16 protein-coding genes are annotated in these 15,376 nt (G+C 57.0%); 6 read left to right on the top strand and 10 right to left on the bottom strand.

All coding sequences use genetic code 11. The features are described 5' to 3' along the window. Window positions 1–4 precede the first annotated feature (4 nt). A complete protein-coding gene (gene nrdH, locus AC6I8J_RS14410) occupies window positions 5–247 on the bottom strand; it encodes a glutaredoxin-like protein NrdH (protein WP_010257769.1) in 243 nt (80 codons plus the stop codon). Window positions 248–545: 298 nt separating this feature from the next. Then, complete coding sequence (locus AC6I8J_RS14405; RefSeq protein WP_033733577.1) at window positions 546–863, bottom strand: DUF883 family protein; 318 nt, start codon at window positions 861–863, stop codon at window positions 546–548. 153 nt (window positions 864–1,016) lie between these two features. Here AC6I8J_RS14405 and AC6I8J_RS14400 point away from each other — a divergent pair, with 153 nt between their 5' ends. From AC6I8J_RS14400 to AC6I8J_RS14385, 4 genes are all read left to right on the top strand, one after another. Next, window positions 1,017–1,352, top strand: a complete 336-nt coding sequence (locus AC6I8J_RS14400) for a DUF2002 family protein (protein WP_003850360.1) — start codon at window positions 1,017–1,019, stop codon at window positions 1,350–1,352. A 136-nt stretch (window positions 1,353–1,488) separates the two neighbouring features. Next, on the top strand, window positions 1,489–2,898 hold the full coding sequence (gene mmuP, locus AC6I8J_RS14395) for an S-methylmethionine permease (RefSeq protein WP_161735789.1): 1,410 nt from the start codon (window positions 1,489–1,491) through the stop codon (window positions 2,896–2,898). Continuing rightward, window positions 2,888–3,823 (top strand): homocysteine S-methyltransferase, encoded by a 936-nt coding sequence (gene mmuM / locus AC6I8J_RS14390; RefSeq protein ID WP_497825504.1) that lies wholly within the window; start codon window positions 2,888–2,890, stop codon window positions 3,821–3,823. The genes mmuP and mmuM overlap by 11 nt, the downstream gene beginning before the upstream one ends. Window positions 3,824–3,908: 85 nt before the next feature. Next, a complete protein-coding gene (locus AC6I8J_RS14385; protein ID WP_009088566.1) occupies window positions 3,909–4,328 on the top strand; it encodes a hypothetical protein in 420 nt (139 codons plus the stop codon). On the opposite strand, the gene speG is transcribed toward AC6I8J_RS14385, so the two are convergent. The 6 genes from speG to AC6I8J_RS14355 all read right to left on the bottom strand — a co-directional run bounded on the left by speG (window position 4,329) and on the right by AC6I8J_RS14355 (window position 10,039). Next, window positions 4,329–4,874 (bottom strand): spermidine N1-acetyltransferase, encoded by a 546-nt coding sequence (gene speG, locus AC6I8J_RS14380; protein ID WP_003850356.1) that lies wholly within the window; start codon window positions 4,872–4,874, stop codon window positions 4,329–4,331. A gap of 200 nt (window positions 4,875–5,074) precedes the next feature. After that, entirely contained in the window at window positions 5,075–5,752 is a 678-nt protein-coding gene (locus AC6I8J_RS14375) for an ABC transporter ATP-binding protein (protein WP_222925108.1), read from the bottom strand. Beyond that, window positions 5,745–6,575, bottom strand: a complete 831-nt coding sequence (locus AC6I8J_RS14370; protein WP_497825503.1) for an ABC transporter ATP-binding protein — start codon at window positions 6,573–6,575, stop codon at window positions 5,745–5,747. The genes AC6I8J_RS14375 and AC6I8J_RS14370 overlap by 8 nt, the downstream gene beginning before the upstream one ends. Further along, window positions 6,565–7,422: an ABC transporter permease gene (locus tag AC6I8J_RS14365; RefSeq protein WP_033733571.1), complete on the bottom strand. Its 858-nt coding sequence runs from the start codon at window positions 7,420–7,422 to the stop codon at window positions 6,565–6,567. Before AC6I8J_RS14365 ends, AC6I8J_RS14370 begins: the two co-directional genes overlap by 11 nt. Continuing rightward, the gene (locus AC6I8J_RS14360) at window positions 7,419–8,471 is read right to left on the bottom strand and encodes an ABC transporter permease (protein ID WP_033733570.1); all 1,053 of its coding nucleotides are present in this window, start codon (window positions 8,469–8,471) and stop codon (window positions 7,419–7,421) included. Before AC6I8J_RS14360 ends, AC6I8J_RS14365 begins: the two co-directional genes overlap by 4 nt. Continuing rightward, a complete protein-coding gene (locus AC6I8J_RS14355; protein WP_161735782.1) occupies window positions 8,471–10,039 on the bottom strand; it encodes an ABC transporter substrate-binding protein in 1,569 nt (522 codons plus the stop codon). The genes AC6I8J_RS14360 and AC6I8J_RS14355 overlap by 1 nt, the downstream gene beginning before the upstream one ends. 658 nt (window positions 10,040–10,697) lie before the next feature. Here AC6I8J_RS14355 and mgtA point away from each other — a divergent pair. Further along, window positions 10,698–13,400 carry a magnesium-translocating P-type ATPase gene (mgtA, locus tag AC6I8J_RS14350; RefSeq protein WP_440829068.1) on the top strand — a complete coding sequence of 901 codons (2,703 nt, stop codon included), beginning with the start codon at window positions 10,698–10,700 and terminating at the stop codon, window positions 13,398–13,400. Between the two features lie 10 nt (window positions 13,401–13,410). After that, the gene (mgtU, locus tag AC6I8J_RS14345) at window positions 13,411–13,497 is read left to right on the top strand and encodes a magnesium transporter protection protein MgtU (protein ID WP_371876303.1); all 87 of its coding nucleotides are present in this window, start codon (window positions 13,411–13,413) and stop codon (window positions 13,495–13,497) included. 66 nt (window positions 13,498–13,563) lie between these two features. On the opposite strand, the gene AC6I8J_RS14340 is transcribed toward mgtU, so the two are convergent. Together AC6I8J_RS14340 and AC6I8J_RS14335 are read right to left on the bottom strand one after the other, a co-directional pair. Beyond that, window positions 13,564–14,418 carry a PA4780 family RIO1-like protein kinase gene (locus AC6I8J_RS14340; protein WP_253419691.1) on the bottom strand — a complete coding sequence of 285 codons (855 nt, stop codon included), beginning with the start codon at window positions 14,416–14,418 and terminating at the stop codon, window positions 13,564–13,566. 316 nt (window positions 14,419–14,734) lie between these two features. After that, window positions 14,735–15,223 (bottom strand): cold-shock protein, encoded by a 489-nt coding sequence (locus tag AC6I8J_RS14335; protein ID WP_135907825.1) that lies wholly within the window; start codon window positions 15,221–15,223, stop codon window positions 14,735–14,737. Between the last annotated feature and the right edge of the window lie 153 nt (window positions 15,224–15,376).

Genomic DNA, 15,376 nt, shown 5'->3' with positions numbered 1-15,376 from the left:
ACGATTAGCCCCCGACGGCAGAAAGCGTGCGCAGAGTGGCGATCTTGTCCGGACGGAAACCGCTCCAGTGATCGTTATCTGCCATCACCACCGGAACCTGGCGATAACCCAGTGATTTCAGGTTGTCGATCGCCTCCGGCTGGCTGTCGAGATTGATCAGCTGATAAGCGAGACCCTGACGGTCCATCGCATTTTTGGTCGCCGTGCACTGGACACAATTGTCTTTAGTGTAAATAATAATGCGCATGATTCGTATTTCCCTCTGTATGCGGTTCTGATGACCGGAAATAAAGTCGATGCAGCCTGTTGCGGGCTTCATTCGGTCGGACATCGGGTGTCGTACTGATGAGATAAATACTAGATGTAGTGGTTTTGGTGGTCAAGCCCACCAGATATAGGGTTTTATGATTTGCATTTGCGCAACAGAGGCAAAGCCAGCAGTAATGCGCCCTGCAGCCTGAAAAAATCTTTTGTAAATGTCGTCGGCCAGAAAAAGGGCAAAAAAAAAGCCCCGCACAGGGCAGGGCTTAGGGGATCTTTTATACTTAGCGGCGAGAAGCCAGCAGTATACCGACTACGATACCGAACGCAGCACCGACACCCACACCGTGCCATGGTTTGTCATGCACGTAGGTATCAACCTGCGCACCGGCATCACGCGCAACCTGGGATACACGGTTGCTGCCGCCGTTCAGTTTAGAGCGGGTCTGCTTGAGCAGTTTTTCTGCCTGACTGCGGGCTGAATCCACTTCGTCTTTGGCGTCACTGCCATAAGATTTCAACAGCGCTTCGAGTGAATCGGCCAGCTCATTCACATCCTGATTGATATCAATGTCATCGTTTTTTACAGTGCGATTAAACATTTTTTAGCTCCCTTTGATTTAAAAACGTAATACTAGTGTAGACGACCTTTTGATAAACGAGACGCGGGAGTGTTCTTTAGGGAAAATTCCGAATGCCCACTCTGTCATGCTGATGTAAGGTTGCGAAGCTTTTGAAAGAGGAGAGGATCGAGCATGTATTTACGACCAGATGAGGTAGCGCGCGTACTGGAAAAAGCGGGTTTCGAAGTCGACGAAATTACTCCACGGGCCTATGGCTATCGCCGTGGTGAGAACTACGTTTATGTGAATCGCGAGGCGCGCATGGGGCGCATGGCTTTAGTGATTCACCCGACGCTGAAAGAGAAGAGCCAGCCGTTCGCTGAACCTGCTTCAGAAATGAAGACCTGCGATCACTACACCCAATTCCCTCTCTACCTGGCGGGTGATTCACAGGAACATTACGGCATCCCGCACGGATTCAGTTCCCGCATGGCGCTGGAACGCTATATTCAAAGCGTTTTCGGCTAACGCATCAGGCCCCGCCGCGACGGGGCACTGCACCGCCTGTCCGTCCTCCCTGTTTACCCTGCCGTTGCAATTACCCGCTGTGACGCGTATAAATTTGTCCCTTATAGATGTTTAGACGTCCATACGGATAAAAGTGATGAGCGAACAGCCAACTCCCTCGCAGGAACAATTCAAACGCACCATGAAAGTGCGCCATCTGGTGATGTTATCGCTGGGCGGCGTGATCGGCACCGGCCTCTTTTTTAACACTGGCTATATCATTTCAACCACCGGGGCAGCGGGTACGCTGCTCGCCTATCTGATTGGCGCGCTGGTGGTCTGGCTGGTGATGGTCTGTCTGGGCGAACTTTCCGTGGCGATGCCGGAAACCGGCGCGTTCCACGTCTATGCCGCACGCTATCTCAGCCCGGCAACCGGCTACACCGTGGCCTGGCTCTACTGGCTCACCTGGACCGTCGCCCTCGGCTCCAGCCTGACGGCGGCGGGCTTCTGTATGCAGTACTGGTTCCCGCAGATCCCGGTCTGGATTTGGTGCCTGGTCTTCTGCTGCGCCATCTATCTGCTCAACGTCATCTCCACCCGCTTCTTCGCAGAAGGAGAGTTCTGGTTCTCGCTGATAAAAGTTGTCACGATCGTCGCCTTTATCGTGCTGGGCGGCGCGGCGATGTTTGGCTTTATCCCGATGAAAGATGGCACCCCAGCGCCGGGCCTGAGCAATCTCACCGCGCACGGCTGGCTGCCCAACGGTGTACTGCCGATTCTGATGACCATGGTGGCAGTAAACTTCGCCTTTTCCGGCACCGAGCTGATCGGGATTGCGGCCGGTGAAACTCAGCAGCCGGAGAAAGTGCTGCCGCTGGCGATCCGCACGACGGTGGCCCGACTGATTATTTTCTTTATCGGCACGGTATTTGTGCTGGCGGCGCTGATTCCGATGGATCAGGCGGGGATTGTCAAAAGTCCGTTTGTGCTGGTGTTTGAAAAGATCGGCATCCCTTATGCGGCTGACATTATCAACTTTGTCATTCTGACCGCTATCCTGTCAGCGGCCAACTCGGGCCTCTATGCCTCCGGGCGGATGCTCTGGTCGCTGGCCAACGAAAACACGCTGCCGCGCGCCTTTGCCAGCGTCAACAAGCGCGGCGTGCCCCTGCTGGCCATCACCGTCAGCATGATCGGTGGCTTACTGGCGCTGGTCTCCAGTGTAGTCGCGCCAGACACGGTATTTGTGGCGCTGTCGGCTATCTCTGGTTTCGCGGTCGTCGCGGTCTGGCTTAGCATCTGCGCCTCGCATTTTGTTTTCCGTCGGCGTCATCTTCAGCAGGGCAAATCGCTGGCCGATCTGGGCTACCGCGCGCCGCTCTATCCGCTGACGCCGATCCTGGGCTTTCTGCTCTGCCTGCTGGCCTGTGTCGGGCTGGCGTTTGATCCGACCCAGCGCATCGCGCTGTGGTGTGGCATCCCGTTTGTGCTGTTCTGCTATGCCGCTTACCATCTGACCCACAAATCATCCCCGAAGCCTGAGGAGGCCAAAGATGTCGCATAACCCTGTCGCGCAGGCTTTAACAGAGTCGCCGTTACTGATTCTGGATGGCGCGCTGGCCACCGAACTGGAAGCCCGCGGCTGTCATCTGGCCGATGCGCTCTGGTCAGCGAAAGTGCTGATGGAAAATCCTGAGCTGATCTACCAGGTGCACTACGACTATTTTGTTGCCGGGGCGCGCTGTGCCATCACTGCCAGCTATCAGGCGACGCCGCAGGGCTTTGCCACACGTGGCCTTGATGAGGCGCAGTCACTGGCGTTGATCGCCCAGAGCGTCGAGCTGGCGCGGCGCGCCCGTCAGGATTATCTGGCGGTCCGGCCCGACGCAAAAACGCTGCTGGTGGCGGGATCGGTGGGGCCGTATGGTGCATTCCTGGCGGATGGTTCGGAATATCGCGGCGATTACGCGTTGCCGGAAGCGGAGATGATGGCGTTTCACCGCCCGCGCGTGCAGGCGCTGCTGGCGGCGGGTGCCGATCTGCTGGCCTGTGAAACCCTGCCGTCCTTTGCTGAAGCGCAGGCGCTGGTGAAGCTGCTGGCTGAATTTCCTGAAAGCCGCGCCTGGTTCACGTTTACCCTGCGTGACGCCGGGCACATCAGCGACGGTACGCCGCTGTCAGAGGTGGTGAGCTGGCTGAATCAGCAGCCACAGGTGGTAGCGCTGGGGGTTAACTGTGTGGCACTTGAGAGCGTGACGCCTGCGCTGCACCAGCTGCAGAGGCTGACCGACAAATCGCTGGTGGTCTATCCCAACTCCGGCGAGCAGTATGATGCCAGCAGCAAAACCTGGCATTCAGCGCCATCAGGCTGCACGCTGCATGACAAACTGGCAGAGTGGCAGCAGGCGGGCGCGAAGCTGATTGGCGGCTGCTGTCGCACCTCACCCAACGACATCGCGGCTATCGCCCGCGCTTGTCAACCGCAATAAGCTGGCTGAATCGGGCGATGATAGCCCGATTGAGGTGGAGAGGGCGGTCTACACTCTGATCACTGATCACTCTGTGGACCCCTTCATGAAACAGCGAATTCTGGCCCTGGCCGCCGCGCTGCTGCTTAGCGGCTGTGCCACTATTGTCGGCAATGAAACCCAGCTGGTGCGCATCGACTCTCTGCCGCAGGGCGCGCGCTTTACCGTGCAGGATGAGCGTGGTTATGCGGTGGCGCAGGGTTTCACGCCGCAGACCGTTGAGCTGGCTAAATCGACCGGCCGCTACTTCGGCAAAAAGCACTACCTGCTGATGCTGGAAAGCCCGGGCTACGTGCCGGTCACGGTGCCGATCGAGGCACGCGCTAACCTGTGGTATCTGCTGGGCAATATCCCGCTGGGTGGCTTCCCCGGCTGGCTGCTGGTCGATCCCTTCTATGGTGGCATGTACGACCTCAAGCCGGAACATCCGCGTCCCTTTATGAACCCGGTTGGCGCGCGCGGCTGATTACTGCGCGGTCGGCTTCACCATTCCGCCTGGCGTTTTATGGCGTTCCAGATACTGATGCTGGAAAATGCACATGCGGATGGTGTTGCGGTACTCCCCGTTAATGAAAAACTCATGCTTAAGCACGCCTTCGATCTCAAAGCCGAGCTTGGTGTAGATGTGGATCGCTTTTTCGTTTTCCTGATCGACAATCAGGTAGAGCTTATAAAGATTCAGCACCGAGAAGCCGTAATCCATCGCCAGCTTTGCCGCCTGTGTGGCCAGCCCTTTGCCCTGATGGGCCGGATCGATGATGATCTGAAACTCAGCGCGGCGGTGCACATGGTTGATTTCGACCAGTTCCACTAATCCCGCTTTCTGCCCGCTGTGTTCCACTACAAAGCGGCGTTCGGTCTGATCGTGAATATGTTTGTTGTAGAGATCGGACAACTCCACAAACGCCTCATAAGGCTCCTCGAACCAGTAGCGCATCACGCTGGCGTTGTTATCCAGCTGATGGACAAAGTGCAGATCTTCCCGCTCCAGCGGACGCAGTTTTACCGTCATTACCTGACTCCTTTTTTAAAGAAACTGCCGCGAGTATACCGCATCAGCCTTGTGCTGCGATTTGCGCAGTCGCATACCTGTTCTGGCTTTAGGCGTTATGGCGTGGGAGAAGAGAGGTAACGGCGGGCATAGGGGCGTGTTAAGACAGGCGGGAGAAAGCAATAGCGCCGGACGGCAGATTAACGCCGTCCGGCCTGATTTCAGGCAGAGATCTGTTCGATGATGCGACCCTGCGACATGTGCACGGCGCGATCGCACATATGGTCGATCACATCGGGATCGTGGCTCACCAGCACCATGGTCAGGCCATCCTGCTGTTTCAGATCGTTGAGCAGATTAAGGATCTCCGCCTGCACTGACATATCCAGCGCCGACGTCGGCTCATCCAGCAGCAGGATCTTCGGCTGCAGCAGCAGGGCGCGCACGATGGCGACGCGCTGACGCTGACCGCCGGAGAGCTGATGCGGATAGCGATCCGCCAGCGCGGGATCGAGTCCGACGTGACGAAAGCCCTGATCGATACGATCGTTGATATTGTCGCGTTTCAGTAGCTTGAGCGGCTCCGCCAGGGTGCGGCGCAGCCGGTGACGTGGATGCAGCGAGGCATAGGGATCCTGAAACACCATCTGCACTTCCTGACGCAGCGCGCCGGTAAAGACTTTGCCCGGCTGAACCGCGTGACCGGCAAGTTGCATCTGGCCCTGCCAGTGTGGATTCAGACCTGCCAGCACCCACAGCAGCGACGACTTACCGCAGCCCGAAGGCCCCACCAGACCAAAACACTCACCAGCATTAACCGCCAGGTTGACCTCGTGCACCACGGTGCGCAGATCATAACCCTGTTTGTGGGCGACGCTTAGATTCTGCAGCTTAATCATAATTTGCCTCCAGCGCAGCGCGATCCAGCACCGGTAAAGCCTGTCCGTGAGTCGCTTTGCCCGGACGGCAGGCCCACAGCGTGCGGGTATAGGGATGGGTGGCGCGCGACAGGTCGGCGGCGGGCAGCGTATCCAGCAATCGGCCTTTGTACATCACCATTACCCGCTCGCAATGTTCTGAAACCTGCTGCAGATCATGGCTAATCAGGAGCAGACCCATGTTGCGCGCTTCCACCAGACCGCGGATCAGCGCCAGCACCTGATCGCGCATGGCATGATCCAGCGCAGAAGTCGGTTCATCGGCGATCAGGAAATCGGGATCGGTAATCAGGGCGATCGCCAGCATCACCCGCTGACCCATGCCGCCAGAGAGCTGATGCGGATACTGCTGCATCAGACGACGCGGATCGGGCAGGCCGACCGCATCCAGCATTTCACACACTTTCTCTTTGCGCTCGGCACGGCTCAGGCGGCGATGCAGGATCAGCGGCTCTTCCACCTGCCAGCCAATGGTGCGCGTCGGGTTAAGGGCATACTTCGGGTCCTGCATCACCATCGCCACGCGGTTACCGCGCAGCTGATTCCAGTGACGCTCACTCAGCGTCAGCGCATTCTCACCGGCGACCTGAAGCTGGCTGGCCTGCAGATGCAGCGCGGGCGAGAGTAAGCCCATCAGGCTGCGGGCGGTCAGTGATTTGCCGGAACCGGACTCACCCACCAGCGCCACGCGCTCGCGACCCACGGAAAAGCTGATGTTATCGACCAGCAGCGCATCATCGCTGCGAATGGTCAGCCCTTCGGCATGGAGCAGATTATTTTGCATGACGGGTATCCAGTCGGTCGCGCAGGCCATCGCCTGTCAGGTTAAAGGCCAGGCTGGCAAACAGAATGGCCGCGCCTGGGGCGGCGGCAACCCACCACTGATCGAAGATCACTTTACTGCCTTCGGCGACCATTGAACCCCACTCCGCCGTCGGCGGCTGAACGCCCATGCCGAGGAAACCAAGACCGGCAGCAGCCAGGATAATCCCGCCCAGGCTCAGCGCGGCGCGGACGACCGCCGTCGGCATACACAGCGGCAGGATATGACCAAACATCAGGCGAAAGCCCGTAATGCCCTGCATCCGCGCGGCAGCAAGGTAGTCGCTGCGACGCAGCGCCAGAGTCTCGGCACGCGCCTGACGGGCAAACGGCGGCCAGCTGGTCAGCGCCAGTGCCAGCGCACCGTTCATCAGCCCTGGGCCGAGAATCGCCACCAGCGCCAGCGCGATCACCAGGTTCGGCAGCGACAGGAAGATATCGGTAATGCGCATCAGCAGGCGTTCGGTCCAGCCGCCGACGTAACCAGCGGTGATGCCGATCAGCAGCCCTGCCGGAATGGTCAGCACCAGAATCAGCGACACCAGCAGCAGCGTAGGACGTGCGCCGTAAATCACGCGCGACAGCAGATCGCGGCCAAAGCCGTCGGTACCAAACCAGTGCTGCGCCGACGGTGCCAGCAGGCGGCTCGACATGGTCTGCATATTTGGGTCGAACGGCGCAATCAGCGGTGCCAGCAGCGCCATCAGGATAAGAATCGCCACCAGCGTCAGCCCAACGGTTAACGAGGTCACGCGTTGACGGCGACGGCGTGGTCGCAGCGTTTCGAGTTCAGAGAGTTGTTGCGTCATCGGGTTCTCGGATCGGTTAACCAGGTTAAAACATCCGCCAGGGCGTTAATCAGAATAAAGCAGCTGCCGATCAACAGGGTGGATCCCAGAATTGCCGGCACATCGCCGGAGAACAGCGCATTGGTCATGTAGCGACCCACACCCGGCCAGGCAAAGACAGTTTCGGTCAGCACCGAACCTTCCAGCAGCGTGGCGTAGGAGAGGGCGATTACCGTAACCAGCGTGCCCAGCACGTTAGGGAAGATATGGCGCAGCAGGATGCGCACCCGACCCGCGCCTTTAGCACGCGCCAGCACCACATACTCTTTGCTGCTCTCTTCCAGCAGCGCAGCACGCAGCAGGCGTGTAATGCCCGCCATCGCCAGCAGGCCGAGGATCACCACCGGCAGCCAGAGGTGCGCAATCGCATTGCGGAACATTTCCGGTTCACCCGACAGCCAGCTGTCGATCAGGACAAAGCCGGTCTTCGGCTCCAGGGTATAGACCCAGATATCATCCAGCCGTCCCGGTCCGGCGGACCAGTGCAGCACCGCATAAAAGAGCAGCAGACCCAGCAGGCCGAGCCAGAACACCGGCACCGAGTAGCCCAGCAGCGAGATAAAGCGGGCGAGATTATCAATCCAGCTGCCTGGTTTCCAGGCGGCCAGCAGCGCCAGCGTGACGCCGAACACCACTGCGAAGATCATCGCGCAGGTCGCCAGCTCAATGGTGGCGGGGAAGGTGGTCATCAGGTCGCCGCTCACCGACTGATTGGTCAGACGGGAGACACCGAGATCGCCGTGCGCCAGATGTTCGATGTAGCGCCAGAACTGCATCAGCACCGGTTGGTCGAGACCCAGGTCGTGACGCACCTGTTGATAGGTTGCTTCACTGGCATGATCGCCAGCGATCTGCTGCACGGGATCAATCGGCGAGAGATGCGACAGCATAAAGGTGAAGGCGAGCAGGCCAAGCAGCGTGACCAGCAGCGACAACACGCTACCGATCAGCCGTCCGCCACGCTGCCAAAAAAGCCGGGCGAACCCGGCTGAAGGAACAGACTGTGCCATTACTTAGTGACCTGCGAGTAATACACCATGTCAGGGTTGATGCCCTGCACATAGCCTTTCAGGTTGTCGCGCAGGGCAATCAGGTTCTTCGCCTGCATGCCAATCACGTAAGGAGAGCTCTTCATCACGTCACGCTGCATCGCTTCATACAGCGCGATGCGCTTCTTCGGATCGCTCTCCGCCGTGGCCGCAATCACCTGCTTGTTCAGCTCAGGAATATGCCAGTCTGAACGGTAAGCGATGGTTTTGCTGCCATCTTCCGGGTTATATGCAAACGAGGCGGCATTGGTGTTCGGATCGAAGTAGTCGGAACCCCAGGCGTTCAGCGTCGCTTCATATTTATGCGCTTTCACGTTGGTAGAGACTTCGGAACTCAGGCCCGGCACCACTTCCACTTTCACGCCCGCTTTGGCGAAGCTGCCCTGCAGCGCCTGCGCGATATCCAGATAAGGCGGCTGGTTGCTGGTGGAGAGCTTGAAGGTGACGTTGTTCAGGCCCGCTTTCTTCAGAATCGCTTTGGCTTTTTCCGGATCGTAGCTGTATGGCGTGTCGTTGATTGCGCCCAGGAAGCCCTTAGGCAGGAAGCTCTGATGTACGTCGAACTGACCTTTCAGCAACTCATTAGCAATACCTTTGTAGTCCCACAGGTAGCGTGCTGCTTCCCAGAAGGCCGGGTTCTTCATCGTCTCATTCGCGCCGATGTTGAACTGGATGTAGTAGAGTGACGCCATTGGAATCGCTTCCGTCTTCACGCCAGGTTTGCCGTTCAGGGCAGCAATCTGATCGGCACCCAGGTTACGGGCGATATCGGCATCACCCTGTTCCAGCAGCAGACGACGCGCAGCCGGTTCCGGGACGTTTTTTATCAGGATGTTCTTCATTTTTGGCGCGCCCGCCGGTGAGGTCGGGTTGGCGCTGAGCAGCACCACCTGATGCATCACCACTTTACGGATCTGGTACGGACCGCTGCCCGCTGAGTGGGTTGCCAGCCAGGCGTTACCAAAATCGCCGTTCTTCGCGTTTGCCATCGCGGTTTTTTCATCGACGATCGAAGAAACCGGTGCAGAGAGCAGGCTCAGCACGTAGGTCGGGCTGACGTTGGCGGTCCAGCTGATCTGCACATGATTGTCGTCGATCTTCTTCAGGAAGCCATCAACGTTATCTTTGGTCCAGCCGAGCTGCGTCAGGATGAAAGAGGGATCGAGGTTCAGTTTCACCACGCGGCCCAGCGAGAAGATCACATCTTCCGGGCGCAGCGGGTTACCGGTGGAGAATTTCGCATCTTTGCGCAGTTCAAAGGTCAGGCTGCGGTTGTCGCTGCCGGGCTGCCATGAGGTCGCCAGTGTCGGTTTCAGGTCCACCGGATTCTGCGGGTCAGACTGTACCAGACGCTGATAGATGTTCGTAAAGGCCTGAACGCTGGTCAGTTCAAACCCTTTGGCCGGGTCGAAGCTGTCGGCGTCGTCGGTAGATTGAGCAATGACCAGCGTATCTTTTGGTGTTGCGGCCTGGGCTGTGAAGGCGGCAGCCAGCGTCAGCGCCAGCAGTGATGGAATTATAGTTTTCATGAAATTTCCTTGCCTCTGAAAAGTTACGCGAGTTTACGAAAGGGCCGATGCGAAGAATAGTCGAATATGGGCTAATCATATGCCAAAAGGTTATAAGGGCTATCGGGAGGTTATAAGAAGATCGCCACGCTGTTACCGAAGCGGCAACCTGAGCAGAAACAAATCCTCAACGAAACCGTTATTCAATACGTTATTGCTTTACCGAAGCCGGCCTCTCTTTATAATGGCGGCAGATAACTTCAGGAGAATTCAGTTGGACAGTCACCCGAGATTACCCTTTATTCTGGCAAGCTGAATTTCCTCTGCTGCTTGCCAACCGGCGAGCAGCGATCCCCGCTTTAATTAACGATCGCGCTCCTTATTTTTAATCCTGTTATCACCAGGAGTGCGCGTTATGCTGCTGTTTATATTGGCTCTTTTTCCTCCGCCCCGTCTGGCGTAGCCCAGGCTGCGCCCAATCGCTGATATCAGACTTTTAAAACGCCGCGTATAAACGGCGTCAGGTAACCCTGCGCGCGTCATTATTTTTCACGCAGGCGGAATAACCTGACTGTTTCTGAAAGTCACTCCATTAAATAACCCGGCCACGCCAGGTTTTATCCATGCACGTTATTTTCCGTGCAGGACAACTATTGCTTTAAATCAGGGAGATGTCGAAATGAGCGACATGAAACTGGAACAGGTTGCGATCACTTCATCCGGCAACCGTAATGATAAAAAAAGTAAAAAAATGTTTGCTGTGGCGCAGCAGGCAGACCAGCACATTGATATGACGCTGGCGAACCTGCGCAGCCAGCGTCAGGGGCTGAGTCAGGATGAAGCGGCGAAACGACTGGCTTTGTATGGCCGTAATGAAGTGGCGCATGAGAAAGCGCCACCTGCGCTGATTCAGCTGCTGATGGCATTTAATAACCCGTTTATCTACGTATTACTGGTCCTGGCGCTGGTGAGCCTGTTTACCGACTATATTCTGCCGCTGCGCGCCGGTCAGGAGACCGATCTCTCCGGCGTCATCATCATCTTCACCATGGTGATGCTGAGCGGGCTGCTGCGTTTCTGGCAGGAGTTTCGCACCAACCGTGCGGCGCAGGCTCTGAAGTCACTGGTGCGCAGCCAGGTCACCGTGCTGCGCCGTGAGCCGGGCAGCGAAACCGCGCAGCGCCAGGATGTGGATATGAGTGAACTGGTGCCAGGCGATATCATTCTGCTCAGCACTGGCGATCAGGTGCCTGCCGATGTCCGTCTGCTGAGTTCACGTAATCTGTTTATCAGTGAAGCAGTACTGACCGGCGAGTCGCTGCCGGTTGAGAAACAGAGCTGCGATGCGGGTATCGATGCCGAAGGTCAGACCGCCCAGGAGCGGCTGGCATCACCGAATATCTGCCTGATGGGCACCAGCGTGGCCAGTGGCACAGCCAGCGCAGTCGTCGTCGCGACCGGTGGCGAAACCTGGTTTGGTTCACTGGCTTCATCGCTGACCGGAAGCCGTCCGCAGACCGCGTTTGACCGCGGGGTGAACAGCGTCAGCAAGCTGCTGATCCGCTTTATGCTGGTGATGGTCCCGGTGGTGCTGCTGATTAACGGCTTCACCAAAGGGGACTGGATGGATGCCACGCTGTTTGCTTTGGCGGTCGCGGTCGGGTTGACCCCGGAAATGCTGCCGATGATTGTCAGCGCTAACCTGGCTAAGGGCGCGATTGCGATGTCACGTCGCAAAGTGATCGTTAAAAAGCTCAACGCCATTCAGAACCTCGGCGCGATGGATGTGCTCTGCACCGATAAAACCGGCACGCTGACCCAGGACACCATCCTGCTGGCGCATCATCTGGATGCGCGGGGCAACGAAGATGCACAGGTGCTGCTGCTGGCCTGGCTCAACAGCGGCAGCCAGAGTGGCGCGAAAAACCTGATGGATCGCGCCTTACTCTGCGCCGGCGACAAGGTCATTTCACAGTCTCAGCGCAGCCAGTTCCAGCTGATCGATGAGCTTCCGTTTGATTTTACCCGCCGTCGGGTGTCGGTGCTGGTGGAAGATCTGACTCAGCATCGTTCACAACTGATCTGCAAAGGCGCAGTGGAAGAGATGCTGGCAGTGAGCATTGCTGTGCGGCAGGGCGACACGGTGGTCGCACTGGATGCGGCACAGCGTGCGGCGCTGCTGGCGCAGACTGAACACTATCATCAGCAGGGTTATCGCGTGCTGCTGGTGGCAACCCGTGATGGTGAGCTACACGCGCCGCTCAGCGACAGTGATGAGCGCGATCTGATTATCCAGGGAATGCTGACTTTCCGCGATCCACCTAAAGCCAGCGCGGGTAAGGCGATTAAAGCCCTGCGTGACAGCGGTGTGACGGTGAAAGTGCTGACCGGTGACAATCCGCTGGTGACGCTGCGGGTCTGTGCCGATGTCGGGCTGACCGATCCGGCGATGCTGACCGGCGATCAGATTGAGGCGATGAACGATGATGAGCTGGCGCAGGAAGCTGAACGCTGCACCCTCTTTGCTCAGCTGACGCCGCTGCAGAAATCCCGTCTGGTGCGGCTGATGCAGCAGAACGGTCACACCGTCGGGTTCCTGGGCGATGGCATTAATGACGCGCCTGCGCTGCGGGCGGCTGATACCGGGATTTCCGTGGACAGCGCGGCGGATGTGGCGAAAGCCTCATCGGACATCATCCTGCTGGAGAAGGATTTACAGGTGCTGAATGAGGGTGTACTCAAAGGACGCGAGACCTTTGGCAACATCATCAAGTATCTCAACATGACCGCCAGCTCCAACTTCGGCAACGTTTTCTCGCTGCTGGTGGCCAGTGCCTTTATTCCGTTTCTGCCGATGCTGTCGATTCATCTGCTGATTCAGAACCTGATGTATGACGTTTCTCAGCTGGCGCTGCCGTGGGACAAGGTTGACCGCGAGTTTCTGAATAAGCCGCGTAAATGGGATGCCGGCAACATCAAGCGCTTCATGCTGTGGATGGGCCCGACGTCATCAATTTTTGACGTCACCACCTTTGCGCTGATGTGGTTCGTTTTCGGCGCTAACCATGCAGGCGTGCAGTCGCTGTTCCAGTCCGGCTGGTTTATCGAGGGGTTACTGTCACAGACGCTGGTGGTGCATATGCTGCGTACCCGGAAGATTCCGTTTATCCAGAGTCGCGCCACCTTACCGGTGATGCTGACCACGCTGGCGGTGATGGCGCTGGGCATCCTGATTCCGTTTTCACCGCTGGGTGCGATGGTCGGACTGGTGCCACTGCCATGGCAATATTTCCCGTGGCTGGTGCTGACGCTGTTCAGCTACTGCCTGGTGGCGCAGGGCATGAAGCGTTTCTACATCCGTCGGTTTGGTCAGTGGTTCTAGGGAGGCGAAGATGAAAAAAGGCAGGCTCGATACGGTTTTTTTCGGCGTGATGATCATCGGCTTAACTCTGATTGCGCTGACGGTCATCGTGCGGTGATGGCGTTGTGATAGAGCGGTAATTGAGAGGCAGCGAGGCAACTCGCTGCCTTTTTTATTGATGCAGTTACTCTTCGTCGCGCTCACGGCTGGCGCGCTGGCGCTCATAGTATTCATCTTCTGCTGTGATGATCTCATCCATCAGCGAATCCATATCCACCACGCGCTCCTCTTCCACAAACTTCCCGGTAAGCGGCGTTTCCGGGGTCAGTTTGCCATCTTCGTAAAGTTGCCAGATCTCTTTGGCATAGCGCGTCTTCAACAACTGCGGAGCGAACTGACCGTAGTAAGAGGTGATGTTGTCCACGTCACGTTCGAACATCGACTCAGCATGATTGTTGGCTGCCGCATCGACCGCCTGTGGCAGGTCGATAATCACCGGCCCCTGATCGTCCAGCAGCACGTTGAACTCGGATAAGTCACCATGGACGATACCGGCGCAGAGCATACGCACGATGTTGCGGATCATGGTGTGGAAGTCGGTAATCGCTTCCTCTTCGGAGAGCGTGACGTCGCTGAGGCGCGGTGCGACAGAGCCATTGGCATCGGTCACCAGCTCCATCAATAACACGCCGTCAATGCAGAGATAAGGCTGGGGCACGCGAACACCGGCATTAGCCAGGCGGAACAGGGCGTCCACTTCAGCAGTCTGCCAGGACTCCTCCTGCTGCTTACGGCCAAACTTCGTGCCTTTCTGCATGGCACGGGCGTTACGGCTGTTGCGGGTTTTACGTCCTTCCTGATACTGCACCGCCTGCTTGAAGCTACGCTGGGTCGCTTCTTTATAAACTTTGGCGCACTGCACCTTGCCGCCGCATAGCACGGTATAGACGTCTGCTTCTTTGCCGCTTTTCAGCCGCTGCAGGACATCGTCAATCAGGCCGTCATCGACCAGGGGCTGGATTCTGTTTGGGATTTTCATGCGGCTTTATACCTTATTTCACCCGCTTTTCGTATCACTTTGCGATGATGGAAAACATTGGCAATGACTGAACAAAGTATCTGATTCTACCCTGGAAAGTGGCGTTGTGGGGATGAACCTTGATGCGTTGCGCTTTTGACCTTTGTTTTATCATAAACAACGGATTAGGCGGGAGAGCAGGGCGGTTTTATCTGCCAGAGATTCGCTTTTTCACGTCACAGGGCAGCATCATGTCAGCGAGATGTACCTGAATAGCAGGCGGATGCGGGTATAAAGGCCGAAATCCTGCTCAGAGAATTTCAGCCCGCCTGCGGGATTACTTCAGACCTTTAAGCACTTTAACCGTGCTTTCAATGTCGATCTCATCTTCGGAGAAGATCAGTGTCGTTCCCTGGAACGTGGTGACCGCCAGCTTTTTCAGCGAGCGCATCTCACTGGCGTTCGGGTCAGACTTTGGCCGTATATTATTCAGCAACAGGCCCACTGACAACACTGCGTTCTCTTTGTCGACACCGGCATCGACCGGCACTTCTTCGTTGTAGACCAGATAAGACTTAATCGAGGTGATCTTGAGCCGCTCACCTGCGATATAGATGTATTTGCTGGTCGGCGCGACTTTCACCGCATAGGCGGATAAGCCTTTATTGTTGGTGGTGGGTTCAAATGTCACCGCCGCATCTTTCTTAATCAGATCAGGATTGGCGACTTTAATCACATGAAAATAGCGGTTATCACCGTTTTCATCTTTGATAAAGCCAAAACCTTTATCTTCAAACCAGGTTGTGATCGTTCCGTTCATCGCCATTTTTGCCTGCTTAATCTACTCAGTTTTTTACAGCGCGCAGTGTAAAGCACAATGCCTGCGCAGACTATATAAGTCTGGATGATAATTTTCGACCGGGCAAGAGAATGTATGGGGGGCCAGCGCTGAGGTGAAAGCGCTTTGGGACAGAGAGAT

The organism is Pantoea sp. X-Soil-ISGK-355, assembly GCF_059730805.1.
Note: the sequence above shows the minus strand (reverse complement) of the source record. Positions and strands in the feature narration are given on the sequence as shown.

Coding starts and splice junctions, on each gene's coding strand:
- mmuM (WP_497825504.1), top strand. CDS start 2,888: ATGTCGCATAACCCTGTCGCGCAGGCTTTAACAGAGTCGCCGTTACTG.
- AC6I8J_RS14360 (WP_033733570.1), bottom strand. CDS start 8,471: ATGGCACAGTCTGTTCCTTCAGCCGGGTTCGCCCGGCTTTTTTGGCAG.
- AC6I8J_RS14385 (WP_009088566.1), top strand. CDS start 3,909: ATGAAACAGCGAATTCTGGCCCTGGCCGCCGCGCTGCTGCTTAGCGGC.
- AC6I8J_RS14405 (WP_033733577.1), bottom strand. CDS start 863: ATGTTTAATCGCACTGTAAAAAACGATGACATTGATATCAATCAGGAT.
- mgtU (WP_371876303.1), top strand. CDS start 13,411: ATGAAAAAAGGCAGGCTCGATACGGTTTTTTTCGGCGTGATGATCATC.
- AC6I8J_RS14375 (WP_222925108.1), bottom strand. CDS start 5,752: ATGATTAAGCTGCAGAATCTAAGCGTCGCCCACAAACAGGGTTATGAT.
- AC6I8J_RS14365 (WP_033733571.1), bottom strand. CDS start 7,422: ATGACGCAACAACTCTCTGAACTCGAAACGCTGCGACCACGCCGTCGC.
- AC6I8J_RS14355 (WP_161735782.1), bottom strand. CDS start 10,039: ATGAAAACTATAATTCCATCACTGCTGGCGCTGACGCTGGCTGCCGCC.
- AC6I8J_RS14400 (WP_003850360.1), top strand. CDS start 1,017: ATGTATTTACGACCAGATGAGGTAGCGCGCGTACTGGAAAAAGCGGGT.
- nrdH (WP_010257769.1), bottom strand. CDS start 247: ATGCGCATTATTATTTACACTAAAGACAATTGTGTCCAGTGCACGGCG.
- AC6I8J_RS14335 (WP_135907825.1), bottom strand. CDS start 15,223: ATGGCGATGAACGGAACGATCACAACCTGGTTTGAAGATAAAGGTTTT.
- mmuP (WP_161735789.1), top strand. CDS start 1,489: ATGAGCGAACAGCCAACTCCCTCGCAGGAACAATTCAAACGCACCATG.
- AC6I8J_RS14370 (WP_497825503.1), bottom strand. CDS start 6,575: ATGCAAAATAATCTGCTCCATGCCGAAGGGCTGACCATTCGCAGCGAT.
- mgtA (WP_440829068.1), top strand. CDS start 10,698: ATGAGCGACATGAAACTGGAACAGGTTGCGATCACTTCATCCGGCAAC.
- speG (WP_003850356.1), bottom strand. CDS start 4,874: ATGACGGTAAAACTGCGTCCGCTGGAGCGGGAAGATCTGCACTTTGTC.
- AC6I8J_RS14340 (WP_253419691.1), bottom strand. CDS start 14,418: ATGAAAATCCCAAACAGAATCCAGCCCCTGGTCGATGACGGCCTGATT.